Genomic DNA, 20,945 nt, shown 5'->3' with positions numbered 1-20,945 from the left:
GACCACACGCGTGAACCCGCCCTGGCCGAAGGCCCCGCTATCGCGGTGGCAGGACGTCCCGATCGCCCCGGTGACGGGGAAGACCAGGTCACGTCCTGCCGACGTCGATCGCGGACGCGGGTTCACCGACAGACACTGAAAGGGAAGCCCGTGTCTTTGGAAGTCCAGCGCGACGGAGAGCACCGGTTCATCGGCCGCAACGAACGCGGTGCCGAGGTCGTGATCGGCCGCAAGGGTGCCGAGGGCGCCTTCTCGCCCGCAGAACTGCTTCAGATCGCGGCGGCGGGCTGCTCGGCCGTCACCGCCGAGAACCTCATCACGCGCCGGATCGGCGAGGACTCGAAGTTCCGGGTCGGCGTGACCGCGGACAGGCGAGAAGGCGCTTCGGAGCTCGACGCCGTCCACGTGGCTTTCGACGTCGACGTGTCCTCGCTCGCGGCCGAAGACCGGGAGGCGCTCGCGACGGCGGTGGACCGCGCCATCGAGCGGCTGTGCACGGTGAGCCGGACGCTCAAGAAGGGCATCCCGGTCACGGAAAGCTTCCCCACCGAATAAGCCCCGAACGCGATGAACGGTCCTTTCCTGGCCAGGAAAGGACCGTTCATCGCGTTCGGCTCAGTGTTTCGCGGCGTGGCCTTCGGAGCTCCAGACCACGTACGCCTCGTCGGCGTCGGTGGTCATGGCCTCGATGAACTTCTCGTTGTCGAAGCCCGGCAACGTCTGCAGCCGCTCGATCAGCGCGTCGGCGGCCGGGTCGCCGCTGGGGATCGCGGTGCCCTTCCCGTCGGCGCCGGCGAGCATGAAGAAGACGTCTTCCTTCCACGGGCCTTCAGGGATCACTCTGACCACCACCGCGGACAGCTCGGACCACGTGACGGCTTCCTCGCTTCCGTCCGCGAGCTGGCGCCGCACTCCGGTGTCATCGACGCTGACGGTCCGGGATTGTGCTCTGGGCGACTCGTGGGACAACCGGTTCTCCCTGTCTTCGGCGTTCCGTTCACGGTACTCGGCCGTGTTCCAGGCCACTCAGGCCGGGGCGGCGGCGTCGAGGCGGCGTAGTGCGTCGCGGGCGACCTTCGGGTCCATGGTCGGCCAGAACGGCGGCAGCGAGGCGCGCAGGAATCCGCCGTAGCGGGCGGTGGCCAGCCGTGAGTCCAGGATCGCCACGACGCCGCGATCGGTGACCGAGCGGTGCAGCCGTCCGGTGCCCTGGGCGAGCAGCAGCGCGGCGTGCGTGGCCGCGACGGTGAGGAAACCGTTGCCGCCCCTGGCCTCCACGGCTCGCTGCCGGGCCGACGAGACCGGGTCGTCCGGGCGCGGGAACGGGATCCTGTCGACCACCACGAGCTGGAGCGACGGACCGGGCACGTCCACGCCCTGCCACAGCGACAGCGTGCCGAACAGGCAGGTGCGCGCGTCCTCGGAGAACTTCTGCACCAGCAGCCCGGTGGCGTCGTCGCCCTGGCAGAGGATCGGCAGGTCGAGCCGCTCCCGCATCTCCTCTGTGGCCTGCTTCGCCGCGCGCATCGAGGAGAACAGGCCGAGCGTGCGCCCGCCCGCGGCCTCGATCAGCTCGGCCAGCTCGTCCATGGTCGAGGGCTGCAGCCCGTCCCGGCCCGGCGGCGGCAGATGCTTGGCCAGGTAGAGGATGCCGTTGCGTTTGTGGTCGAACGGGGAGCCGACGTCGAGACCGGTCCACTTCGGGCCTTCGGCGTCGTCGGTGTCGGCGGGGGCGGCCTTGTCGGTCGCCGCGCCCGGCGCCTTCTCGACCCTGGCCCCGCCGGGCGGGAGACCCCACTGCCGGGCCATGGTGTCGAACGTGCCGCCCAGGGTCAGCGTCGCCGACGTGAGGACGGTCGTGTGCTGGTTGAAGACCCGCTCCCGGAGCAGGCCCGCGACACCCAGCGGAGCGACCTTCAGCGCGGGCGGGCGCGGGTTCGAGGAGAAGCGGTCCCCGGTCAGCCAGACGACATCACGCTGATGCGCCTTGTCGTCGTCGAAGGCTTCGAGCAGCCGGACCGCGGTGTCGTGGACCTCTTCGAGCAGCGACCGCGCCAGTTTGCGGGCGGTGGCCTCGTCGACGTCCTCCTTCCGGTCCTTGCCGAGCGAGGTGAGGCAGCGGTGCGCGGCGTCGCGGACCGCGGGGATCGCGCCGGTGAGGGCCTGCGGCAGCGAATCCATCCGGCCCGACGGCATGTCGTCGAGGATCAGGGCCAGCCCGTCACTCGACTCGAGCAACTGGTCCGCCACCTCGTCGTCGACCAGCTTCCCGCAGCGCCGGGCGGCGGCGGAGATCATGCCGCTGGTCAGCTCGCCGGTCGCCACGGAGGTCACGCGATCGACGAGGTCGTGCGCCTCGTCGATGATCACCAGGTCGTGTTCCGGGAGCACCTGGTAGCCCTGCAGCGCGTCGATCGCCAGCAGCGCGTGGTTGGTGATCACGACGTCGGCCTTGCCCGCCTCGGCGCGGGACCGTTCCGCGAAGCAGTCCGTGCCGATGGGACAGCGCGAGGCGCCCAGGCATTCCTTGGCCGTGACGGACACCTGGCGCCACGCCTGGTCCGAGACGCCGGGGACCAGCTCGTCGCGGTCTCCGGTCTCGGTGTCCGACGACCATTCCCGCAGCCGTGTGACCTCCTTGCCCAGCCGGGAGACGGCGAACGGGTCGAACAGCTGCTGATCCTCCGGCTCGTCCGGGGCGCCGGAATCGAGCCGGTGGAGACAGAGGTAGTTACGGCGGCCCTTGAGGATCGCGAAGGTGGGTTCGCGGCCCAGTGGCTTCTTGAGCGCCTTCGCCAGCCGGGGGAGATCCCTGTCGACCAGCTGGCGTTGCAGCGCGATGGTGGCCGTGGAGACCACGACCGTCGCCTCCTTCTCGACCGCGTGCCGGATCGCGGGAACGAGATAGGCCAACGACTTCCCGGTGCCGGTGCCCGCCTGGACGGCCAGATGCTCGCCGGTGCGGATGGCACGGCCCACGGCGTCCGCCATCTGGACCTGGCCCTCGCGCTCGGCACCGCCCACGGACTCGACCGCGTGGGTCAGGAGTTCGAGGACACCGGGGAAATCAGCACGGGAGGGCACGGGACAAGACGATAGCCGGGGGCACCGTCAAGATCGTCCGCCCCGTGCGATGAACGGCCCGTTCCCCGCCGGATTCGCGGGGAACGGGCCGTTCACGGCAATGCGTGGAGCGGCGAAAGGGCCGGTCACGACTCCTTGCGGAAGCGAGCGACCAGCGCCCAGGTGCCCGGGAGCAGCGCCGCCGCGACGGCGATCTTCAGCGCGTCCCCGATCAGGAACGGCACGACCCCCTTTTCGAGCGCTGTCGACAGACCGAAACCGGTCGACGCCATCAGCCACGGCACACCGACCGAGTAGATGGCGAGGTTGCCCAGCACCATCGTCCCCGCCGTGCGCAGCGGCGTGCGGTCCCCGCCGCGGCCCGCGAGCGCGCCCACCAGCGCGCCGGCGAAGACGAACCCGACGATGTAGCCGGCGCTGGCGCCGAACAGGCCCGACGAACCGTTCTGGAACCAGCCGAAGCCCGCCGCGCCGACGGCGAGGTACAGCGCCATCGACAGCGCGCCGCGCTTCCAGCCCAGCGCCGCGCCGACGAACAGGGCGGCGAACGTCTGGCCGGTCATCGGCACCGGCGAGCCGGGCACCGGGATCAGGATCTGGGCGGCCGCGCCGGTCAGCGCGGCACCACCGGCGACCAGGACGGCGTCACGGACCAGCGCGCCGGGAACGAGGTCGGCGAGAACCGGACGGGAACCGGCCACGGACAGCGAAGACACTCAGACCTCCTATGAGTACACGAATGTGAACCGAGGTTAACGGCAGAAGACAGGCCTTGGACCGAATGTCGGCCACCTCACGGTCATGGCCCGTCCACTCGTCCGGGTGGCATGGGCCTGCGCGGGCCGGACTCTTGGTGGAGGCTGCCGGACATGAGGAAACCCGTTTCGAGGCTGTTGTCGGTGACGATGCTGACCGGGGCGCTGGTGACAGGGGGGCCGGCGGTCGCGTCGGCCGATCCGGCGCCCGCGACGGCGTCCGCGTCGGTGGGTTCGCTCGACGTGGAGATCGGTGACGAGCGCGTGGCCACCGGCGAGCTCGCGCCGTGCGACGTCGACGGTCCCTTGACCGCGACGACCCGGGGCGGGTCCACCGGTGACTTCGCCCGGTTCGGCGGCGGTGAGTCGCGCTGCGGCAGGAACGGTGCGGCGGCCATCGGCGAGGCGGCCGGGCGGCGCTTCGAGACCACCCTGCTCAAGCGGTTCGGCGGCCCGGTGATCAAGGTCCGCACGTTCATGGCGAAATGCAGTACCACCAAGGACGGCAGCCTCGGGTACATCGAGTTCGGCGACATCACCGGGTTCACGCTGCCGGAGAACATCCCGCAGAACTACCGGCTGACCATCGCCGGCGGAAAGGGCGGGACGGCGCTGGCGTCGCTCACGGTCAACGAGACCGTCACGCCGACGCCGCCCGACGGGAGCCTCGTGACGCACATGCTGCACATCAAGCTGTTCCCGCAGGGCGACGGACCGGCGAAGGGCGACATCTACCTCGGCACCGCGCGCTGCGACCCCTACGGCAAGAAGAAGCCCTGACCTCCTCCGCGTTTCGTCCTCTGAATGCGGTCCTTGCACACGCAACTACCGCATTCAGAGGACCAACGCGTCAGACGCGCGAGACGTGCTTCGCGGCTGCGGCTACGAACTCGCTCGCCCGGGTCGCCAGGTCCGTCAGCGACCCACCGGAGGTGAGCGCGTCACCGAGCAGCGGCGTGGCGGCCGCGACGGCGATCGAACCCGCTTCGAGGTACTTCGAGACCTCGGCCAGGTGGACGCCGCCGGTCGGCACGAGCGGGATGTCCGGCATCGGCGCCCGGATCGCCCGCAGGTAGGCGATCCCGCCGACGGCGGCGATCGGGAACACCTTCACCGCCGCCGCGCCGAGGCGCCACGCCTGGTCGATCTCGGTGGGCGTCAGCGCGCCGCAGATCACCGGCAGCCCGCGTTCGTGCGCGCGTTCCAGCACCAGCGGGTTCACCGTCGGCGTGACCAGGAACGTCGCGCCCGCGTCCGCCGCGATGTCCACATCGGACACCTCGCGGACGCTCCCGGCGCCGATGTACGCGTCGTCGCCGAGCTTCTTGCGGATGGTCGTGATGGCGTCCGTGGCGCCCGGCGTGGTCAACGCCGCTTCGAGCACCCGCACGCCCGCCGCGTGCAGCACCGTCGCGGCGTCGGCGAACCGGCTCGCGTCCGCGGCCCGCAGGATCGCGACGAGCCGGTTTTCGATCAGGGTGTCCTGGAGGTCGTGCTGGATCATGCGGCCGGGACCGGCGCCTTTCCGGTGTAGGTGACGCCTGCCTCGTCGAAGTCCTTGAGCGCGGCGTCGACCGTCGGCTGCGAACCGCCGACCGTGAGATCGAGCAGCACCCGGACCTTGAAGCCCGCCTTCGCCGCGTCGAGCGCCGTCGCGCGGACGCAGAAGTCGGCCGCGATGCCGACGACGTCGACCTCGGTGACGTCGCGCTCCTTCAGCCACGTGTCGAGCGTCTTGCCGTCGCGCGCGTTGCCCTCGAAGCCGGAGTACGCGGCGGAGTACTCGCCCTTGGAGAAGACCTCGCTGATCGGGACCACGTCGAGCGCGGGGTGGAACGACGCGCCGGAGGTACCCGCGACGCAGTGCCGCGGCCAGCTGTCCTTGAAGTCCGGCGTCTCACTGAAGTGGTCGCCCGGGTCGATGTGGTAGTCGCGGGTGGCGACGACGTGCTCGTAGCCACCTTCCGCGGCCTGCTTGGAGATCGCTTCGGCGGCGGCTGCGCCACCGGGCAGGCCGAGCGACCCGCCTTCGCAGAAGTCGTTCTGCACATCGACCACGATCAAGGCGGTCCCCATGTGTTGCTCCTGAGTTCTCTTTAGACGAATACGGTCGGGATGGCGGGCTCCCCGTGCGAGAGCTTGAGCCCTTCCCACGGCAGGCTCACCAGCGCCCGCCGAAGCCGCTGGCGCGCGTCGTCCAGCGTGGGCAAATCATCCACCGTCCGGCCGTCCCGGACCAGCGGAATCTGCAATTCGTGGTCGTTCGGTCCCCGTTCCGGTACCGCCGAGCCGGCGGTCCGGATCACCTCTTCGACGGCGGTGCCGGTCTCGCGGTGCCGTCGCAGCGCGGATTTCCGTCCGCCGCGGGATTCCTTGTGCGCGCTGCGCTTGGCGACCGGTTTCCCGTCGACCTCGACGAGCTTGTAGACCATCCCGGCGGTCGGCGCGCCGGAGCCGGTGACGACCGAGGTCCCGACGCCGTACGCGTCGACGGGTTCCGCCCGGAGCGCGGCGATCGCGTGTTCGTCGAGGTCGCCGGACACCACGATGCGGGTGTCCTTGGCGCCGAGGGAGTCCAGCTGCTCGCGGGCCTTGCGCGCCAGCGGGCCGACGTCGCCGGAGTCGATGCGGATCGCGCCGAGTTCGGTCCCGGCCACCCGCACGGCCGTTTCGATGCCCTTGGTGATGTCGTAGGTGTCCACCAGGAGCGTGGTGTCGGCGCCCATCTTGTCGACCTGCGCGCGGAACGCCTCCTCCTCGCTGTCGTGCAGCAACATGAACGCGTGCGCGACGGTGCCCCGTGTCGGGATGCCGTAGCGGCGTCCCGCTTCGAGGTTGGACGTCGTCGCGAAACCGGCGAGGTACGCGGCCCGCGCGGCGGCGACGGCTGCGTACTCGTGCGTGCGGCGCCCGCCCATCTCGATGATCGGCCTGCCGTGCGCGGCGCCCGACATCCGCGCCGCGGCGGACGCGATCGCGCTGTCGTGGTTGAGGATCGACAGGATCATCGTCTCCAGGACGACGGCCTCGCCGAAGGAACCGGTGACGGTCAGGATCGGGGAGCCGGGGAAGTAGAGCTCGCCTTCGGGGTAGCCGTCGATGTTCCCCGAGAAGGAGTAGTCCGCGAGCCACGAAAGGGTGGCGTCATCGACTACTGCCGTCGCTTCCAGCTGGCTCAGCTCGGCGTCGGTGAACCGGAAGTCCGCGATCGAGTCGAGGACCCGCCCGGTGCCCGCGACGACGCCGTAGCGGCGGCCGTCGGGCAGACGACGTGCGAAGACCTCGAAGACGCATGGCCTGTCCGCGGTCCCGTCGGACAGGGCGCTGGCCAGCATGGTCAGCTCGTAGTGGTCGGTGAGCAGCGCGGTGCTGGCGCCAGTGGCCGCCTCGGGGAAACCCATGCCGCCAGCCTATTCACCCACATGGCCGGACCTGCCAACCCGTACCGGGTTGGGCCCGTGACACCATGGAGTGCATGTCCACGCCTGTCGCATCCGAGCAGACGCAGGTTGATCCACAGGGAGTAGAGGTCGTCTCTGAGGACAAGCCCTGGCGGACGGTCGTCTGGAACGATCCGGTGAACCTCATGTCGTACGTGACGTACGTGTTCCAGAAGCTGTTCGGGTACAGCCGGGACCACGCGACGAAGCTGATGCTCGACGTGCACCAGAAGGGCAAGGCGATCGTGTCCTCCGGTTCCAAGGAGAAGGTCGAGACCGACGTCGCGAAACTGCACGCGGCCGGCCTCTGGGCCACTATGGAGCAACCTTCATGAACGGATGGCGCCGCAAGGGCGAAACCATCGTCGCCGGGTTCGAACAGCAAGAGGCCGCGGTCCTGCGCGGTCTGGTCAGCCAGCTGGAGGACATGCTCACCGCGCGCGCCGAAGAGGCGCCGCAGGACGAGCTGGCGGAGCTGACCGGGATCCGGACCGGACCGACGGAGTCGCCGGACGATCCCGTGCTTTCGCGGCTGCTGCCGGACTTCCACAAGCTGGACCCGGACAACCCGACCCGCGAGGACATCGACTCCGCCGCCGCGATGCGGTCGCTCCACGAGCCCGATCTTCTGGACAAGAAGGTCGGCGTCGCCAAGATCGTGCTGGACACCCTGCCGCGCGACGGCGGGAACGTGCGGCTGACCTTCGAGCAGGCCGACGCGTGGCTGGGCGCGCTCAACGACGTCCGGCTGGCGCTGGGCACCGCGCTCGACGTCACCGAGGACATGCCCGACGAACTGCCCGAGGACGATCCCCGCGCGCCGCATCTCGGCGTCTACCACTGGCTGACGTGGGTGCAGGAGACCCTCATCCAGTCGCTGACCTCGTGATCACCGACGTTCCCGGCGTGCTGGTCGGGCACCACGAGCGGGTCGGCGACGGCTGGGCGACCGGGACGACGGTCGTGCTGGTCCCCGAGGGCGCCGTCGGTGCCGTCGACCAGCGCGGCGGCGCGCCGGGCACGCGGGAGACCAATCTGCTGGAGCCGGAGAACCTGGTCCAGCACGTCAACGCGATCTGCCTGTCCGGCGGGAGCGCATACGGCCTGGCCGCGGCGGACGGCGTCATGCGCTGGCTCGCCGAGCGGAACCTGGGGATCCCGGTGGGCACGGAACCGCACGAGGTGGTGCCGATCGTGCCCGCGGCGGTGCTGTTCGACCTGCCGCGCGGGGACTGGGGCAACCGTCCGGACGCGTCCTTCGGCTACGCGGCCTGCGAAGCGGCTGTCGGCGGTCCTGTTCCGCTGGGGACCGTCGGCGCGGGCGCCGGGGCGAAGGCGGGATCACTCAAAGGTGGGATCGGGACCGCTTCGGAGCGCGTCGGGGAGTTCACCGTCGGCGTCGTCGCCGCCGTGAACGCCGCCGGCGAGGCCGTCGACCTCTCGACCGGCCGGCCTTACGCGGCGGATCACGAGGTCGACGGCGAGTTCGGCGTCCGCTGGCCCGACCGGCCCGGCGACGTCGCGGCGAAGGCGGCGGGGCTCAACACGACCATCGGCGTGGTCGCGGTCGACGCGGCGCTGTCCAAAGCGGAGGCTCGACGGCTCGCGGTGGCCGCGCAGGACGGTCTCGCCAGGGCGGTCCGCCCGGCGCACACGATGTTCGACGGCGACACGGTGTTCGCGCTGGCGACCGGCGACCGGGAACTGCCCGGCGGCGCGGGTCCGATCGCGGCGACGCGGCGCGCGATGGTGCTGGACACGCTGTGCTCGGCGGCCGCGCGGGCGTTCGGGCGGGCGATGGTGCACGGCGTGCTGAACGCCACTTCCGCCGGAGGCATGCGCGCCTACCGCGACGTCTGGCCCGAAGCCCTCTCCTGATTACGCATTTCGTCCTCTGGACGCGGTCCTTGCACGCGCAACTACCGCGTCCAGAGGACGAAACGCGGGATTGAGTGGCAGCAATCTCAGAGAGTGGACCAGCCCCGTCCAGCACCTAAGATGTGCATGTGCTCCGGATCCGCCGTGAACTCGTCGACGAGATCGTCGCCCATGCCCGTCGTGACCACCCCGATGAGGCGTGCGGGGTGATCGCCGGCCCCGAGGGGTCGGACAGCCCCGAGCGATACATCCCGATGCTGAACGCGGCGCGCTCGCCCACGTTCTACGAGTTCGACTCGGGCGACCTGCTCAGGCTCTACCGCGAGATGGACGCCAACGACGAGGTCCCGGTGGTCATCTACCACTCGCACACCGCGACCGACGCCTACCCGTCCCGCACCGATGTCTCGTACGCCTCGGAACCCGACGCGCACTACGTGCTCGTCTCCACCAAGGACCCCGATTCGCACCAGTTCCGGTCGTACCGGATCGTGGACGGGGAGATCACCGAGGAGCCCGTCGAGATCATCGGCTGAACCCCCGTCCGGAATAACCCGGACCGGCCCGAACGTCTGCGTAGAGAGAACCCACCGGAGGTAGAAAACCATGGCCGTGACCGTGTCCATCCCGACCATCCTGCGTACGCACACCGGCGGCGAGAAGTCCGTCGAGGCGACCGGCAAGACCGTGCTCGAGGTGATCGACGACATCGAGTCCCGCCACGGCGGCCTCAAGGCCCGCCTGGTCAAGGAAGAGAAGCTGCACCGTTTCGTCAACGTCTACGTCAACGACGAGGACGTCCGCTTCTCCGGTGGCCTCGAAGCCGAGGTCAAGGACGGCGACACGCTGACCATCCTGCCCGCCGTGGCCGGAGGCTGATCGATGGCTCGCTTCGAGTCCCTGCTCGACGCGCTCGGCGGCACCCCGCTGGTCGGCCTTCCCCGGCTTTCGCCCACGCACGACGTGCGGTTGTGGGCGAAGCTGGAGGATCGCAACCCGACCGGTTCGATCAAGGATCGCCCCGCGCTGGCGATGATCGAAGCCGCCGAGCGTGAAGGCATCCTCCGGCGCGGCTCCACCATCCTGGAGCCGACGTCGGGGAACACCGGGATCGCGCTCGCCATGGCCGCGAAGCTCAAGGGCTACGGCCTGGTGTGCGTCATGCCGGAGAACACCTCCACCGAACGCAAGCAGCTGCTGCAGGCGTACGGCGCGAGGATCGTCTTCTCCCCGGCCGCGGGCGGGTCCAACGAGGCCGTGCGCCGGGCGAAGGAACTGGCCGAGGCCAACCCGGACTGGGTCATGCTCTACCAGTACGGCAACCCGGCCAACGCCGACGCGCACTACCGCGGCACCGGACCCGAACTGCTCAAGGACCTGCCGACGCTGACGCATTTCGTCGGCGGCCTCGGCACCACCGGCACCCTGGTGGGTGTCGGGCGGTACCTGCACGAGGCGAAGCCGGACGTGCAGATCATCGCGGCCGAACCGCGCTACGGCGAACTCGTCTACGGCCTGCGAAACCTCGACGAGGGCTTCGTCCCGGAGCTCTACGACGCTTCGGTGCTCAATGGCCGGTTCTCCGTCGGCGCGTACGACGCGCTCCGCCGGACTCGTGAGCTGCTGGAGCACGAAGGCATCTTCGCGGGCATCTCGACCGGTGCGGTGCTGCACGCTGCGCTGGCCGTCGCCGAGAAGGCCGCCGCCGCGGGTAAGCCCGCCGACGTGGCCTTCGTGGTCGCGGACGCCGGGTGGAAGTACCTCTCCACCGGCGCTTACTCCGGTTCGCTCGACGAAGCGGCCGAAAGGCTCGACGGGCAGCTCTGGGCCTGATTGTCGTGAGTGGCGATTCGGGTTCTTCGGGCAGAAGAGCAAAGTTCGGGTGGCCGCCACTGCTCACCGGGCAGACGGGTCTCGCCGGACGGTGTTGTGAAAGCCACTTCCGCAACGTTGAAGGTTGCGGAAGTGGCTTTCACAACACCAGCTTCCGCTCCAGCGCGCTGAACCGCGCCGGTCCAGCGGGTCGTGAGTGGTAAGTGTCGTTCTAACCCCACTTGCCACTCACGACCCACCCGGCCGACTCGGTACGGGCGCCCTTACCCGCGCTGGCACGATGACGGCATGAAGGTCATCGGGTTGCTGGGCGGGATGAGCTGGGAATCGTCGGCCGAGTACTACCGGCTGGTCAACGAGCGCGTCCGGGAGCTGCGCGGCGGGTTCCGCTCGGCGCGTACCGTGCTCTACTCCGTGGACTTCGCCGAGATCGAGGCGATGCAGGCCGAAGGCCGCTGGGACGACGCCGGCCGGGAACTGAACCGCGCCGCGCGCGGTCTCGAAGCCGCCGGAGCGGACTTCGTCGTCCTGTGCACCAACACGATGCACAAGGTCGCCGACCAGCTCACCGAAGGCCTCGGCGTCCCGCTGCTGCACCTCGCCGACGCCACGGCGGCCGCGATCAAGGCCGCCGGCGTCGGCCGTGTCGACCTTCTCGGCACCGGCTTCACCATGGCCCAGCCGTTCTACCGCGACCGCCTCGCCGCGCACGGGCTCGATGTGCTCGTCCCGGGCGAACAAGACCGCGAAACGGTGCACCGGGTCATCTACGACGAACTCGTCCACGGCGTCGTCACCGAGGACTCCCGCGAGCGGTACCGCGAGGTCATCGTGAGGCTCGTCGAAGCAGGCGCCGAGGGCGTGATCTACGGCTGCACCGAGATCGAACTGCTCGTCGGCCCCGAAGACAGTCCGGTGCCGACCTTCCCCACCACCAGGCTGCACGCCGAAGCGGCCGTGGACTACGCGTTGGGCAAGTCCTCGCTCCCTCCCGCCGTATGACGTTCGTGCTGGTCGACGGCCTGCCGCCACAGCCTGTCCTGTTCTTCAGCGGTGAAGCCGCCGCGAAGCACCCCGAAGACGTCCTCGATCGCCGTCCACCACTCGGCCGGTGATTCCAGCACGGTCCTGCCGCCCGGCAGACCGCTCAAGGTCAGCGCGCGCAGCGAGTCCACGCCCTCGGCGTCCCGCCGCTGGAGCACCAGGGTGCGGACGAACCCGGAGTCCGCGGACGTGGACAGCTCGACGTGCTTCTCGGTGAAGTCGGCCATCACGGCCGTCTCCGGCGCGAAATCCATCCCGGTGAAACTGCCCTGCGGATCGTGGTCGAACCGCCAGCCGCCGGGGGTGACCTCCGAAGGCCGCATGCGGAACACCAGCGGCCCCTGTTTGTACTCGCCCTCGATCAGGGGGAGCGGCTCGTGGATGCCGTCGCCGAGCCCCACGTCGACGAACCAGCTCGTTTCCGGCGTCTCCGCCAGCCCGGACACGGTCAGCGGCAGGTGATTGAGGTGGATCCCGGCGGGGTCGCCCGGCATCTGCGCCCCACCCGGATGCCGGGTTACCTGGTAGCCGAGGGCGCTCAGCAGCGCCGAGAACGCGCCGTTGAGGTGATAGCAGTAGCCGCCGCGACCGGCGGCGATCCGGCCGAACGACACCGCCGGATCCAGCGAGGTCACCCGGCCAAGCTGGACTTCGAAATCTTCGTACGGCACCCGCTCCACGTGTGCCCTGTGCAGCCGGAAGAGCGCGTCGAGGCCCGGCGGCTCGTGCTCGAGGCCGAGTCGCGCGAGGTAGGCGGGCACGTCGACGTGCTCGGAAGAAGGGAACCCCATGCGAGCGACCGTAGCGGCACCCACCGACAAATCAGGGTTCTCACCGAGGCGACCTCGCCGTTCCACGTCGTAGCCTGGGGAGGTGACCACTTTGCCTCCCCAGCCGGTCCCGGCGAGCGAGTCGCCCGGTGCGGACCCGGCCAAACGCGTCCTGCCGCCGAACCCGAAGGCCGCCGCGATCGTGGCGCTGGCCTTCACCGTGCTGCTCTACCTGGTGGAGCTGGTCGACGTCGTGCTGCCCGCCGACCTCGACCAGGGCGGCATCCTCGCCCGCGACTTCTCCGGGCTCGACGGCGTCATCTGGGCGCCGCTGCTGCACGCGGGCTGGGGGCATCTGTTCTCCAACACCGTCCCGGTCCTGGTGTTCGCCTTCCTCGCGATGGCCGCGGGCATCGGCAGGTGGGTGCTGGTCACCGCGATCATCTGGGTGCTCTCCGGCCTCGGCGTCTGGTTCATCGCGCCGAGCGGCACGGTGACCGTGGGAGCGTCCGGGGTCGCCTTCGGCTGGCTCGCGTTCCTGCTGGTCAGGGGCATTTTCAATCGCGCGGTCGGGCAGATCCTGGTGGCCGTGGTGCTGCTCGGCATCTGGAGCGGAATGCTCTGGGGACTGCTTCCGGGTGATCCGGGCGTCTCCTGGCAGGGCCACCTCTTCGGCGCGCTGTCCGGGGTCTTCGCGGCCTGGGTGATGGCGCGGATGGACAGGTCCCAGGCCAGGAAAGCGACCGGTCCCGGTAGCCTCGCCGCGTGACCAAGCCGAGCGCCGACGCCCCGATCGGGGTCTTCGATTCCGGAGTGGGCGGGCTGACCGTCGCGAGGGCGATCCTGGAGCAGCTGCCCGGCGAGCGGCTGCGCTACGTCGGTGACACCGCCCGCAACCCGTACGGCCCGCTTCCCATCGCGACGGCACGCCAGTACGCGCTGGAAGCGCTGGACGACATCGTCGAAGGCGGGGTGAAAGCGCTGGTCATCGCCTGCAACACCGCCTCGGCCGCCTGCCTTCGCGACGCGAGGGAGCGCTACGACGTCCCCGTGGTCGAGGTCGTCCTCCCGGCCGCGCGCCGGGCCGTCTCCGCCACGCGCTCCGGCCGGATCGGCGTGATCGGCACCGAGGGCACCGTCCGGTCCCGCGCCTACGACGACGCCTTCAACGCCGCGCAGGACGTCGAGATCACCAGCGTCGCGTGCCCGCGGTTCGTGGACTTCGTGGAACGCGGGATCACCACCGGGCGCCAGGTGCTGGGGCTCGCGCAGGGCTACCTGGAACCGCTGCTGGACGCGCAGGTCGACACGCTGGTCATGGGCTGCACGCACTACCCGTTGCTGTCCGGGGTGCTGCAGATCGTCATGGGCCAGGACGTCACGCTGGTGTCCAGCGCCGAGGAGACCGCGCGTGACCTCGTGCGTGTCCTCACCGAGGACGATCTCCTCGCCGAGCGCGACACCCCGCCACGGCACGAGTTCGTCGCCACCGGATCCGCCGAGCCCTTCACCAGGCTCGCTCAGCGGTTCATGGGCTTCGCGCCGGGTGTGCTCGCTCCCACCAGTGCGTAAATCCGCCGATTCCGTGCTTAAGGTGTCACAGTGCGTCTCACGATCCTCGGCTGCTCAGGCAGCATCCCCGGGCCCAACGCCGCCGCGTCCGGCTATCTGCTCGAGGCGGACGGGTTCGTCCTGGGGCTCGAATTCGGCAACGGGACGCTCGCCAGGCTCCAGGCCCTGCGCGACCCGTTCGACCTGGACGCGCTGATCCTGTCGCATCTCCACCCCGATCACTGCGCCGACGTCAGCGCGCTCACGGTGCTGCGGCGCTACCACCCTGCGCTGCCGTACCCGGCGCGGCCCGCCCGGCTGCCGGTGTACGGGCCGTCGGACGTGCACGAGCGGCTCGCCTACGCCTACGCGGCGAACGAGGAGGAGCGGGCGGCCACCGATCTCTCCGACGTCTTCGCCTTCCACGCACTGAGCGCGGAGCCGACGCGGATCGGACCGTTCGAGGTCACCGCCGTCCCGGTCGACCACCCGACGCCGGCGTTCGGCCTGCGGATCGCGCACGGCGGCAAGACCCTCGCCTACACCGGTGACACCGGCGTCTGCGACACCCTCACCGACCTCGCCGGCGGCGTCGACGTCCTGCTGTCCGAAGCGTCCTGGACGGACTCGCCCGCGCGGCCCGCCGGTGTCCACCTGTCCGGCAAGGAAGCGGGGGAACTGGGCCGCAAGGCCGGGGTGGGGCGGCTGCTGCTCACCCACGTCGCGCCGTGGACCGACCGCGCCGCTGTCCTCGCCGAGGCCGCCGTCGCGTACCCCGCGGCCGAGCTGGTCGAACAGGGCGCCGTCTACGACCTCTGACGCGGGGTTCTAGAGTGGCGGCCGTGGCGAGAAAAGACGGCAGGAACGACGACCAGCTTCGCGACATCAAGATCACCCGGGGTTTCCAGCGGTGGCCCGCGGGCTCGGTGCTGATCGAATTCGGCGACACCAGGGTGCTGTGCGCGGCGAGCGTCACCGAAGGCGTCCCCCGCTGGCGGGCCGGTTCCGGCCTCGGCTGGGTCACCGCCGAGTACGCGATGCTGCCGTCGGCGACCAACACCCGCGGCGACCGCGAATCCATCAAGGGCCGCGTCGGCGGCCGTACCCACGAGATCTCCCGGCTGATCGGCCGGTCCCTGCGCGCCTGCATCGACCTGGCGGCGCTGGGGGAGAACACGATCGTCATCGACTGCGACGTCATCCAGGCCGACGGCGGCACCCGCACGGCAGCGGTGACCGGCGGCTACGTCGCGCTCGCCGACGCCGTCACCTGGCTCGGCGCGGCAGGCCGCCTCGCCGACCCGCAGCCGCTTTCGTCTTCGGTGGCCGCGGTGAGCGTCGGCGTCGTCGACGGCCGGGTGCGCCTCGACCTGCCCTACGAAGAGGACTCGCGCGCGGAGGTCGACATGAACGTCGTCGCCACCGACGCGGGCACCCTGATCGAGGTGCAGGGCACCGGCGAGGGCGCCACCTTCGCGCGGTCCACTTTGGACACGATGCTGGACATGGCGCAGGCCGGTTGCGAGGAGCTGACCCGGCTCCAGACCGAGGCCCTCGCGCTGCCGTACCCCGGCGAACTCCCCGAGCCGCGCCCGGACAAGAAGAAGGGCGCGAAGTGACCAAGCTGCTCCTTGCCACGCGCAACGCGAAGAAGCTCGGCGAACTCCGGCGCATCCTGGTGGCCGAAGGGATCGAGGGCGTCGAGGTCATCGGCCTCGCCGACGTCCCCGAGTTCCCCGAAGCGCCCGAAACCGCACCGGACTTCGAGGGCAACGCGCTCGCGAAGGCGCAGGACGCGGCCGCCGCGACCGGCCTTCCGGCCATCGCCGACGACTCCGGCATCGCCGTGGACGCGCTCAACGGCATGCCGGGCGTGCTCTCGGCCCGCTGGTCGGGCAAGCACGGCGACGACGAGGCGAACCTGGACCTCGTGCTGGCTCAGCTTTCCGACACGCCCGACGAGCGGATGGGCGCGGCCTTCGTCTGCGCGGCCGCGCTGGTCGTCCCCGGCGGCGACGAAACCGTGGTGCGCGGGGAATGGCGAGGCTCGCTGATCCGGGAACGCCGTGGCGCCAACGGATTCGGGTACGACCCGATCTTCGTGCCGGAAGGCGGGACGCGGACCTCGGCCGAGCTGGAACCGTCCGAAAAGGACGAAGCTTCGCATCGGGGGAAGGCGTTGCGGGCGTTGGTGGGAGAACTGCGGAAACTGGCGGGCTGAGTTGGTCGTGAGTGGCGATTCGGGTTCTATTTTGAGGGCTAAGGCAAGTGTGGCGTGTTCAGTCGCTCGCCCGTACGTCGGCCTCGGGTGTTGCGAAAGCCACTTTCGTAACGTTGAAGGTTGCGAAAGTGGCTTTCGCAACGCTCGGGGACTCCGCCGCCCACGAGGACGGATGACCCTGGGTGAAGGGGACTTTCCGCTCGTGCGATGAGGGGAAAGTCCCCTTCACCACGCTGATCGCCACCGAGCACCGGTCCGTGAAGGCCTCCTTGAGGGACCCAGAGTCCCTCAAGGAGGCCTTCACGGACTTGGCACCTGACAGGACACCTTGCCTTTTTGCTCAAAATAACCCGAATCGCCACTCGCGAGTCAGGACGCCAGGTCGAGGTCCCGCAGCAGTTTCGCGACGTGCCCCGTGGCGCGCACGTTGTACTGAGCCACGGCGATCTTGCCGTCGGCGTCGACGACGAACGTCGAGCGGATGACGCCTTCGTAGACCTTGCCGTAGTTCTTCTTCTCACCGAAGGCGCTGTATGCCTTGAGGACGGTCTTCTCCGTGTCGGACAGCAGCGGGAAGGTCAGGCCTTCCGCCTCGACGAACTTCGCGAGCTTCGCGGGCTTGTCCGGCGAGATGCCGAGGACCTGGTAACCGGCGTCGTTGAGCTGCGCGAGGCTGTCCCGGAAGTCGCAGGCCTGCTTCGTGCAGCCCGGCGTGCCGGCGCTCGGGTAGAAGTACACGACGACCGACTTGCCGCGGAAGTCGCTGAGCTTGACGTCGTTGCCCTCGCTGTCGGGGAGGGTGAAGTCGGGCGCTTTGTCGCCGGGGGAGAGTCGCTGCTCGGTCATGACGCACACGGTAGCGAATCGGCGGCGTCAGACCTTCCCGCAGTACTTCGCGGCGACAGGCTCCGCGGGGCTCGGGCGCACCTGCAAGCGCAGCCTCACCGGCTTGTCCGGAACGGCGAACGCCAGGGTCAGATGGACGGACCGGCCGGGCGCCACGTCCTTGCCCGCGTCCGCGATGCCGTTGTAGCCCTGCGTCGGGTCGACGACCTGTTTGACCAACGGGCTTTCGCCGTCCACTTCGCCGGTCACGGACAGGCCGGACAGCCGGTACGTGCCGTCGCCCGCGTTGGTCACCTCGATGCCGAACGCCACCGCGCGCGGGCTCTGCGGATACGCCGACGCGCTGGGACGGAACGACTTCGCCGCGGACACGGCGATCGTCACCCCGGTCGGGAACCGGTGCGCGGCGCCGAACGCGAGGTCACCCTCCGCATGCGTCGCGGCCAGCCCTTGCGCCGGGGCGTCCGCGCCGAGCACGGCGGCCCCCTTTTCCGGTGCCTGAACCCCGCACGCGGCCGCCAGCAGCAGTGAGCAGGCGGCGAGTAAGAGCTTCGGGGTGCGCGGGGGCGCCATGTGCGGTTACTCCAGTCGGCGGTGCGGGTGGGCCGTTCGAGGTAGTCATTAGTGCCGAAGAGTCCAGAGTGACGGTCTTCGGCAGCCGAGAGGAGCGGCACGGCCGGGTTGAGGCGCACCTGGTGTACAGCCGTGGCCGATCCGTGATCGGAAGGGCACGGCTAGTGACAGTGGTCACCCCGGTGACACATCCGTCGACGTCAAACGGCGAAGGCGAAGAACAGGATGAAGATCGCCAGACCGGACACCCACGCCACGATCAACCAGCCGAAATCGCGCATCGGGTCGACCGCCCGGCTCTCCTCGCCCGGGACGTAGACGCCGCGCTCTTCGAACCAGTCCGCCCACCGGGTCATCCAGCGAATGGGGCTTCGAGACGCCATGACACTCACAGTACGGGCACGGGTGAGTCCGGTCAGCCAGGGAGGGGCCGCCCAAAAGGGCGAATCGGACGTACTTGTAATCGCCCACTAGGCCCTTTTGGCCAACTGGTTCACCCGTCAGGCTGTAAGGATGGCGCTGGGAATAGATATCTACAGTCGCTTTCAAACCGTTACCAATTGGCAGGCCGTCAAGGATCACGGGGTGACCTTCGTCTTCGTCAAGCTCACCGACGGTGGTGGTTTGCCGAACGGCGGCCGCAACACCGGCGACGCGCTGGTGGCCGGTGCGAGATCGGTGGGGATCCCGGTGGGCGGTTACCACTTCGCCCAGTTGAGGCCTTCGCCGGAGGCGCAGGCCGACATCTTGATCGAGCAGGTCCGGCGGACCGGGGCCACCGGATGTGTCCCGATGCTCGACCTCGAGGACAACCCGCGCGGTTCGGAGATGCCGAACATCCCCGACGGACAGAAGCGCAACTTCGCGATCAGATTCTGCAACCGCGTCGCGGGACACGGGTTCCGGCCCGGTGTCTACATGAGCAACGCGCACGCCAAGATGCTGCGCCCGGACCAGTTCGGCGTGCCGGATCTGGTCATCTGGATCGCGCGCTACGGCGCGAAACCCGATCCGGCCGCGGGTCGCTACGACATCCACCAGTTCTCGGACTCCGGCCAGGTCGGCGGCATCCGCGCGAGCAGTGTCGACCTCAACGAGTCCTACACGAACGCCCACTTGACCGGCGGCGGTGCCGCCCCGAAACGGAAGGGGATTTCAGAACTCATGGAACGCAGGACCATTCCGGCGAGTACCGCGACCACGTCCGTGCGGTTGCTGCTGTCCGGCAGCGAGTCGGCCGCGATCGTCGTCCGCCCGCGTACCGACGGGGACGGCGTCACCGACACGCCCGTGTGGCAGGGCAACATCTACGCCTGGGGCAGCGACAAGGTCGGCGTCGGCGGGAATCCCTTGCAGACACCCGGATTCAACCCGAAAACCGTGTCGCACCGGCGGTACCCGCTGCCGGGCGCGGTGTGGGCGGACTTCGAGTACAGCTCGGACATGGAGTTCGAGATCGACATCATCGGCTGAACCTGGAGGGCCGTGAAGGCCTCCTTCCCTACTTTGAGGGTAGGGAAGGAGGCCTTCACGGATTTCGGGTTTGTGGCACGATGGCGGGATGATTGACTTCCGAAAGGACGATGCCGCGTAGGGCGCCCGCGCGGGTTCGGCAGGGGCTGCGACTTCGGCACCCGCCCGATCACCGCGACCAGCAGGAATTCACGCCCGCGCTCGCCGCGGAACTCTCCCGCCTGGAACGCGCTCGCGGCTACCTCGGTGCCGGTGCGATCTGGACCGCGCTTCGCCTCTACCGGGAATTCATCGCCGACCCGTACCGACGGCTCCGGGTGGACAGTGAAGGGTGCGGGATCTGGGAGTGCTGCGGCGATCCCCGGGACGCGAGGGAGATGCTCGAAGGCGTCCTGCTCGCCCTCCCGGCACGGCTCACCCCCGAATTCCGGAGATACCTCCAGCGCATCGACGACCGATGGTGACCGTCCCTCACGCCATGGCCTCCCGGTCCGCCACCGGGAGCCAGTGCCGTTCCGGATCAAAGGGCCGGTATGCCGACCGCACGTGTTCGATCAGCAGCGGCAGCGTGGGGTGCCGGTTCTCGTGCCGCCACAGCAGCGAGAACGGATACACCGGCGTCGGGTCGACGAGCGGGATCTGGACGACGTCCGGATGCCAGGGCACGTGCATCTTCGCGCCGACGAAACCCATGCGGTCCTTCGACTGGCCGATCACTTCGATGTGGTGTTCGAGCCCGAAGTTCGGACCGTCGGTGTCGACGAGGACGCCGAACGCCGGGCACAGTTCCTGCCAGAACTCCGCCCACTCGCTGGCCCGCGCGTTGTACGGCATCCAGGCCGTCAGGCCGTCGAGTTCCGCCATCGCGACCCGGCGCCGCCGGGCGAGCGGGTGCCGCCGTCCGACCAGCAGGTTCGCCGGCTCCAGGTAGGCGGGGATGCGGCCGATTCCCGGGTCCGTCACGGTGTTGACGCGCGCGAAGGCGGCATCGACCGAATCGGGCAGCATCGACCGGCGCACCGCGCCCAGGCCGGGCGTGACGAGTTCCAGTTCGTCGTCGTGGTCGGCGTGGAAGGCCCGGATGACCTCCATGGTCGCCAGCCGGGTGCCGAGGACGTCGACGCGCAGCGGTCGCCGCCTGCCCTGAAGACGTTCGACGGCCTGGTCCGCGAGACTGATGAGCGCGCGAGCGTGGACGAGGAACTCCTTGCCGTCCTCGGTCGGCTCGGCCCCGCCGCGCGTCCGCGACAGCAGCCGTACGCCTAGATCGGCTTCGAGCTTGGCGACCCGTTTGGAGATCGCCTGCTGGCTCACTTCCAGCCGGATCGCCGCCTCGCTGAAGTACCGGTCTTCCGCGACCACGACGAACGCGCGCACCGCGCCCAGGTCCAGCTCCATTGAGCACTCCTTACAACTTCCGGTTGTCGCCGCTCGCGTGTCGTTTGTTGGACAACGCCTGTACGCCTCGGGTCCAATC

Annotated in this window: 27 protein-coding genes; 16 read left to right on the top strand and 11 right to left on the bottom strand. The window is 69.7% G+C overall.

Annotation, left to right across the window (positions count from 1 at the left end; genetic code table 11):
* Nucleotides 1-150 precede the first annotated feature (150 nt).
* Nucleotides 151-555, top strand: a complete 405-nt coding sequence (locus B0293_RS27125; protein ID WP_005165643.1) for an OsmC family protein — start codon at nt 151-153, stop codon at nt 553-555.
* 60 nt (nt 556-615) lie between these two features.
* On the opposite strand, the gene B0293_RS27120 is transcribed toward B0293_RS27125, so the two are convergent.
* The 3 genes from B0293_RS27120 to B0293_RS27110 all read right to left on the bottom strand — a co-directional run bounded on the left by B0293_RS27120 (nt 616) and on the right by B0293_RS27110 (nt 3,800).
* Nucleotides 616-969 carry a hypothetical protein gene (locus B0293_RS27120; protein ID WP_039919458.1) on the bottom strand — a complete coding sequence of 118 codons (354 nt, stop codon included), beginning with the start codon at nt 967-969 and terminating at the stop codon, nt 616-618.
* A 57-nt stretch (nt 970-1,026) separates the two neighbouring features.
* Entirely contained in the window at nt 1,027-3,084 is a 2,058-nt protein-coding gene (locus B0293_RS27115) for an ATP-dependent DNA helicase (RefSeq protein WP_039919447.1), read from the bottom strand.
* Between the two features lie 125 nt (nt 3,085-3,209).
* Nucleotides 3,210-3,800 (bottom strand): biotin transporter BioY, encoded by a 591-nt coding sequence (locus B0293_RS27110; RefSeq protein ID WP_005165650.1) that lies wholly within the window; start codon nt 3,798-3,800, stop codon nt 3,210-3,212.
* A gap of 153 nt (nt 3,801-3,953) precedes the next feature.
* Between B0293_RS27110 and B0293_RS27105 the strand changes: the two genes are divergently transcribed.
* A complete protein-coding gene (locus tag B0293_RS27105; RefSeq protein ID WP_005165651.1) occupies nt 3,954-4,619 on the top strand; it encodes a choice-of-anchor P family protein in 666 nt (221 codons plus the stop codon).
* A 70-nt stretch (nt 4,620-4,689) separates the two neighbouring features.
* Here B0293_RS27105 and B0293_RS27100 read toward each other — a convergent pair whose 3' ends face one another.
* Genes B0293_RS27100 through B0293_RS27090 form a run of 3 tightly spaced genes read right to left on the bottom strand, consistent with a single transcriptional unit; the run spans nt 4,690 to nt 7,240 of the window.
* Nucleotides 4,690-5,343, bottom strand: a complete 654-nt coding sequence (locus B0293_RS27100) for a bifunctional 4-hydroxy-2-oxoglutarate aldolase/2-dehydro-3-deoxy-phosphogluconate aldolase (RefSeq protein ID WP_005165652.1) — start codon at nt 5,341-5,343, stop codon at nt 4,690-4,692.
* A complete protein-coding gene (locus B0293_RS27095) occupies nt 5,340-5,915 on the bottom strand; it encodes an isochorismatase family protein (protein ID WP_005165653.1) in 576 nt (191 codons plus the stop codon). Before B0293_RS27095 ends, B0293_RS27100 begins: the two co-directional genes overlap by 4 nt.
* 20 nt (nt 5,916-5,935) lie before the next feature.
* On the bottom strand, nt 5,936-7,240 hold the full coding sequence (locus B0293_RS27090; RefSeq protein WP_005165654.1) for a nicotinate phosphoribosyltransferase: 1,305 nt from the start codon (nt 7,238-7,240) through the stop codon (nt 5,936-5,938).
* Between the two features lie 74 nt (nt 7,241-7,314).
* On the opposite strand from B0293_RS27090, the gene clpS reads away from it, so the two are divergent.
* The 7 genes from clpS (at nt 7,315) to B0293_RS27055 (ending at nt 11,992) form a co-directional block, all read left to right on the top strand.
* A complete protein-coding gene (gene clpS / locus B0293_RS27085) occupies nt 7,315-7,614 on the top strand; it encodes an ATP-dependent Clp protease adapter ClpS (protein ID WP_005165655.1) in 300 nt (99 codons plus the stop codon).
* Entirely contained in the window at nt 7,611-8,168 is a 558-nt protein-coding gene (locus tag B0293_RS27080) for a DUF2017 domain-containing protein (RefSeq protein ID WP_005165656.1), read from the top strand. The genes clpS and B0293_RS27080 overlap by 4 nt, the downstream gene beginning before the upstream one ends.
* Nucleotides 8,165-9,157 carry a P1 family peptidase gene (locus B0293_RS27075; RefSeq protein WP_005165657.1) on the top strand — a complete coding sequence of 331 codons (993 nt, stop codon included), beginning with the start codon at nt 8,165-8,167 and terminating at the stop codon, nt 9,155-9,157. The genes B0293_RS27080 and B0293_RS27075 overlap by 4 nt, the downstream gene beginning before the upstream one ends.
* A 128-nt stretch (nt 9,158-9,285) precedes the next feature.
* A complete protein-coding gene (locus B0293_RS27070; RefSeq protein ID WP_005165658.1) occupies nt 9,286-9,693 on the top strand; it encodes a Mov34/MPN/PAD-1 family protein in 408 nt (135 codons plus the stop codon).
* A gap of 70 nt (nt 9,694-9,763) precedes the next feature.
* Entirely contained in the window at nt 9,764-10,036 is a 273-nt protein-coding gene (locus B0293_RS27065) for a MoaD/ThiS family protein (RefSeq protein WP_005165659.1), read from the top strand.
* Nucleotides 10,037-10,039: 3 nt separating this feature from the next.
* Nucleotides 10,040-10,990: a PLP-dependent cysteine synthase family protein gene (locus B0293_RS27060; RefSeq protein WP_005165660.1), complete on the top strand. Its 951-nt coding sequence runs from the start codon at nt 10,040-10,042 to the stop codon at nt 10,988-10,990.
* 288 nt (nt 10,991-11,278) lie between these two features.
* Nucleotides 11,279-11,992 (top strand): aspartate/glutamate racemase family protein, encoded by a 714-nt coding sequence (locus B0293_RS27055; RefSeq protein WP_005165662.1) that lies wholly within the window; start codon nt 11,279-11,281, stop codon nt 11,990-11,992.
* Here B0293_RS27055 and B0293_RS27050 read toward each other — a convergent pair.
* Complete coding sequence (locus tag B0293_RS27050; RefSeq protein ID WP_039919449.1) at nt 11,953-12,825, bottom strand: arylamine N-acetyltransferase family protein; 873 nt, start codon at nt 12,823-12,825, stop codon at nt 11,953-11,955. The genes B0293_RS27055 and B0293_RS27050 overlap by 40 nt on opposite strands.
* Nucleotides 12,826-12,907: 82 nt before the next feature.
* Between B0293_RS27050 and B0293_RS27045 the strand changes: the two genes are divergently transcribed.
* From B0293_RS27045 to rdgB, 5 genes are read left to right on the top strand one after another with little or no spacing between them, the layout of a single operon-like run.
* Nucleotides 12,908-13,573, top strand: coding sequence for a rhomboid family intramembrane serine protease (locus tag B0293_RS27045; protein WP_052014588.1), 666 nt, complete (start codon nt 12,908-12,910; stop codon nt 13,571-13,573).
* On the top strand, nt 13,570-14,376 hold the full coding sequence (gene murI, locus B0293_RS27040) for a glutamate racemase (protein WP_005165668.1): 807 nt from the start codon (nt 13,570-13,572) through the stop codon (nt 14,374-14,376). Before B0293_RS27045 ends, murI begins: the two co-directional genes overlap by 4 nt.
* A gap of 30 nt (nt 14,377-14,406) precedes the next feature.
* Nucleotides 14,407-15,174, top strand: coding sequence for an MBL fold metallo-hydrolase (locus tag B0293_RS27035; RefSeq protein WP_005165670.1), 768 nt, complete (start codon nt 14,407-14,409; stop codon nt 15,172-15,174).
* A gap of 23 nt (nt 15,175-15,197) precedes the next feature.
* A complete protein-coding gene (rph, locus tag B0293_RS27030; RefSeq protein WP_039919459.1) occupies nt 15,198-15,974 on the top strand; it encodes a ribonuclease PH in 777 nt (258 codons plus the stop codon).
* The gene (gene rdgB / locus B0293_RS27025; protein ID WP_005165674.1) at nt 15,971-16,576 is read left to right on the top strand and encodes an RdgB/HAM1 family non-canonical purine NTP pyrophosphatase; all 606 of its coding nucleotides are present in this window, start codon (nt 15,971-15,973) and stop codon (nt 16,574-16,576) included. The genes rph and rdgB overlap by 4 nt, the downstream gene beginning before the upstream one ends.
* A 369-nt stretch (nt 16,577-16,945) precedes the next feature.
* On the opposite strand, the gene bcp is transcribed toward rdgB, so the two are convergent.
* From bcp to B0293_RS27005, 3 genes are all read right to left on the bottom strand, one after another.
* On the bottom strand, nt 16,946-17,422 hold the full coding sequence (gene bcp, locus B0293_RS27015) for a thioredoxin-dependent thiol peroxidase (protein ID WP_005165677.1): 477 nt from the start codon (nt 17,420-17,422) through the stop codon (nt 16,946-16,948).
* 27 nt (nt 17,423-17,449) lie between these two features.
* Nucleotides 17,450-17,995 (bottom strand): hypothetical protein, encoded by a 546-nt coding sequence (locus B0293_RS27010; protein ID WP_005165678.1) that lies wholly within the window; start codon nt 17,993-17,995, stop codon nt 17,450-17,452.
* Nucleotides 17,996-18,195: 200 nt separating this feature from the next.
* Nucleotides 18,196-18,378 (bottom strand): hypothetical protein, encoded by a 183-nt coding sequence (locus tag B0293_RS27005; protein ID WP_039919451.1) that lies wholly within the window; start codon nt 18,376-18,378, stop codon nt 18,196-18,198.
* A gap of 130 nt (nt 18,379-18,508) precedes the next feature.
* Here B0293_RS27005 and B0293_RS27000 point away from each other — a divergent pair, with 130 nt between their 5' ends.
* Nucleotides 18,509-19,468: a glycoside hydrolase family 25 protein gene (locus B0293_RS27000; RefSeq protein ID WP_077241394.1), complete on the top strand. Its 960-nt coding sequence runs from the start codon at nt 18,509-18,511 to the stop codon at nt 19,466-19,468.
* A gap of 110 nt (nt 19,469-19,578) precedes the next feature.
* Complete coding sequence (locus tag B0293_RS26995) at nt 19,579-19,932, top strand: hypothetical protein (RefSeq protein ID WP_005165684.1); 354 nt, start codon at nt 19,579-19,581, stop codon at nt 19,930-19,932.
* Nucleotides 19,933-19,939: 7 nt separating this feature from the next.
* On the opposite strand, the gene B0293_RS26990 is transcribed toward B0293_RS26995, so the two are convergent.
* Nucleotides 19,940-20,866, bottom strand: a complete 927-nt coding sequence (locus B0293_RS26990; RefSeq protein WP_005165686.1) for a LysR family transcriptional regulator — start codon at nt 20,864-20,866, stop codon at nt 19,940-19,942.
* Nucleotides 20,867-20,945: the final 79 nt, after the last annotated feature.

This window comes from Amycolatopsis azurea DSM 43854, assembly GCF_001995215.1.
GTDB classification, from domain to species: Bacteria; Actinomycetota; Actinomycetes; order Mycobacteriales; family Pseudonocardiaceae; genus Amycolatopsis; species Amycolatopsis azurea.
This window is presented reverse-complemented; position numbering and strand designations above follow the sequence as displayed.